The organism is Pseudomonas mandelii (genome assembly GCF_002251635.1).
In the GTDB taxonomy this organism is placed as follows: domain Bacteria; phylum Pseudomonadota; class Gammaproteobacteria; order Pseudomonadales; family Pseudomonadaceae; genus Aquipseudomonas; species Aquipseudomonas mandelii_B.
The window spans coordinates 1-2,599 of record NZ_NMOJ01000131.1; the positions used below are offsets into that span (position 1 = coordinate 1).

At 58.7% G+C, this 2,599-nt stretch carries 3 protein-coding genes; 1 reads left to right on the forward strand and 2 read right to left on the reverse strand.

All coding sequences use genetic code 11. The annotated features are described in order from the left end of the window. Position 1 precedes the first annotated feature (1 nt). Entirely contained in the window at positions 2 to 781 is a 780-nt protein-coding gene (gene crc, locus B7L09_RS18035; protein ID WP_003195493.1) for a catabolite repression control protein Crc, read from the reverse strand. 82 nt (positions 782 to 863) lie between these two features. On the opposite strand from crc, the gene pyrE reads away from it, so the two are divergent. Continuing rightward, a complete protein-coding gene (gene pyrE / locus B7L09_RS18040; RefSeq protein ID WP_094469981.1) occupies positions 864 to 1,508 on the forward strand; it encodes an orotate phosphoribosyltransferase in 645 nt (214 codons plus the stop codon). Between the two features lie 172 nt (positions 1,509 to 1,680). Here pyrE and argB read toward each other — a convergent pair whose 3' ends face one another. After that, the gene (argB, locus tag B7L09_RS18045) at positions 1,681 to 2,586 is read right to left on the reverse strand and encodes an acetylglutamate kinase (RefSeq protein ID WP_064454723.1); all 906 of its coding nucleotides are present in this window, start codon (positions 2,584 to 2,586) and stop codon (positions 1,681 to 1,683) included. Positions 2,587 to 2,599 lie beyond the last annotated feature (13 nt).

Consider the following 2,599-nt stretch of genomic DNA (forward strand, 5'->3'; position numbering starts at 1 on the left):
CTCAGATGGTCAGTGTCCAGTCGTAGTCCACGATCAGTGGTGCGTGCTGCGAAAAGCGTGGCTGGCGCGGCAGACGTGCGCTGCGAACAAACCGGCGCAGACCTGGGGTCAGCAACTGGTAGTCGAAACGCCAACCCAGGTTGAGCATCTCAGCCTGTTCGTTATCTGGCCACCAGCTGTACTGGTCGCCTTCACGGCTGACTTCGCGCAGGGCATCAACATAGCCCATGTTGCCGACAATCTCGTCCATCCAGGCACGTTCTGGTGCCAGGAAACCCGGGGATTGCTGGCTGTCGCGCCAGTTCTTGATATCCAGCTTCTGTTGCGCCACGTACAGCGAGCCACAGTAAATGTACTCGCGACGTTTGCGTCGCTGTTTATCCAGATAACGGGCGAAATCGTCCATTAGCTTGAACTTCTGGTTCAAGTCTTCATCGCCGTTCTGCCCCGAAGGGAGCAGCAAGGTCGCGATGCTGACCTTGTCGAAATCGGCTTGCAGGTAGCGCCCGTAGCGGTCGGCTGTCTCGAAGCCGAGGCCGCTGATGACCGCCTTGGGTTGCAACCGCGAGTACAAAGCCACACCACCTTGGGTGGGCACTTCGGCATCGCAGGCATAAAGGAAGTAGCCATCCAGTTGGAAGGCTGGGTCGTCCAGTTCAAAGGCGGAGGCGCGGGTGTCCTGCAGGCAGATGACGTCGGCATTCTGTGCTTGCAGCCAACTGAGCAAACCACGCTCGACTGCAGCCTGAATACCATTGACGTTCACACTGATGATCCGCATAAATGGCCCCAAAAATCGCGTGCGTGTATGATACACGCCGTCTACCTAATTAGCTAAATCCGTGGTATCTGAGGCTTTTTTCATGCAGGCGTATCAACGCGATTTCATTCGTTTTGCCATCGATCGCGGCGTTTTGCGCTTCGGTGAGTTCACTCTGAAGTCCGGGCGCACCAGCCCCTACTTCTTCAATGCCGGCTTGTTCAACTCGGGTTCGGCCCTGGCTCAGCTGGGTCGTTTCTACGCGGCGGCCATCGTCGAGAGCGGNATTTCNTTCGATGTATTGTTTGGCCCGGCGTACAANGGCATCCCGCTGGCGGCCGCGACTGCCGTGGCGTTGGCTGAACATCATGGGCTTGATCTGCCGTGGTGCTTCAACCGCAAAGAGGCCAAGGCCCATGGCGAAGGCGGCAGCCTGGTAGGGGCTCCGCTTAAAGGCGACGTGCTGATTATCGACGACGTGATCACTGCCGGCACCGCGATCCGTGAAGTGATGCAGATCATCGCTTCCCAGGAGGGCGCCAAGGCGGCTGGCGTGCTGATCGCCCTGAATCGCCAGGAGCGCGGCAACGGTGAGTTGTCGGCAATCCAGGAAGTGGAGCGTGATTTCGGCATTCCGGTGGTGAGCATCGTGTCGCTGAACCAGGTGCTGGAATTCCTCGCGGACGATCCGCAGCTCAAGCAGCATTTGCCAGCCGTTGAAGCCTATAGGGCTCAGTTCGGCGTCTAAAGAAAAGGCCCTGTGAGAACAGGGCCTTTTTGTATCGGGAAAAAAACGACTGTGCTTATCTGTTTGGCTCGGTACTACTGAATCACCGAGGTGCCTGCATCGCAGGCATGCCAGCTCCCACAAAAAAGGCCCCGCTCAATCTGATTGAGCGGGGCCTTTTCGTTTGCAGCGTTTAAGGGCGCTTGCGATTGCTGATCAGCGTACCCACACCGGTATCTGTGAAGATTTCCAGCAGGATCGCATTCGGCACCCGGCCATCCAGGATCAGCGAGCTGCCGACGCCGCCTTGCACTGCTTCCAGCGCGCAACGGATCTTCGGCAGCATGCCGCCGTAGATCGTGCCGTCGGCGATCAGCTCGTCCACCTGTTGGGTTGTCAGGCCGGTCAACACCTTGCCTTCCTTGTCCATCAGGCCGGCGATGTTGGTCAGCAGCATCAGCTTTTCAGCTTTCAGCGCCTCGGCCACCTTGCCGGCCACCAGGTCGGCGTTGATGTTGTAGGACTCACCGTTGGCACCCACGCCGATCGGCGCGATCACCGGGATGAAGTCGCCTCTGACCAGCAGGTTCAGCAGGTCGGTGTTGATCCCGATGACTTCGCCTACCTGGCCGATGTCGATGATTTCCGGCTGGGTCATTTCCGGCGTCTGACGGGTAACGGTCAGTTTTTTCGCGCGAATCAGCTCCGCGTCCTTGCCGGTCAGGCCGATGGCGCTGCCGCCATGACGGTTGATCAGGTTGACGATGTCCTTGTTCACCTGGCCGCCGAGGACCATCTCCACCACGTCCATGGTCTGCGCGTCCGTGACGCGCATGCCATCAATGAAGTGACTCTCGATCGACAAGCGCTTGAGCAAATCGCCGATTTGCGGGCCGCCGCCGTGCACAACTACCGGGTTGATCCCGACAGCTTTCATCAACACGATGTCGCGGGCAAAGCCGGTTTTCAGCTCCTCGCTTTCCATGGCATTGCCGCCGTACTTGATCACCAGCGTCTTGCCGACGTAGCGTCGAATGTAAGGCAACGCTTCGGACAGGACCTTGGCAGTATTGGCAGCGGCTTCGCGTTCGAGGGTCATTCAGGGCTCCGGT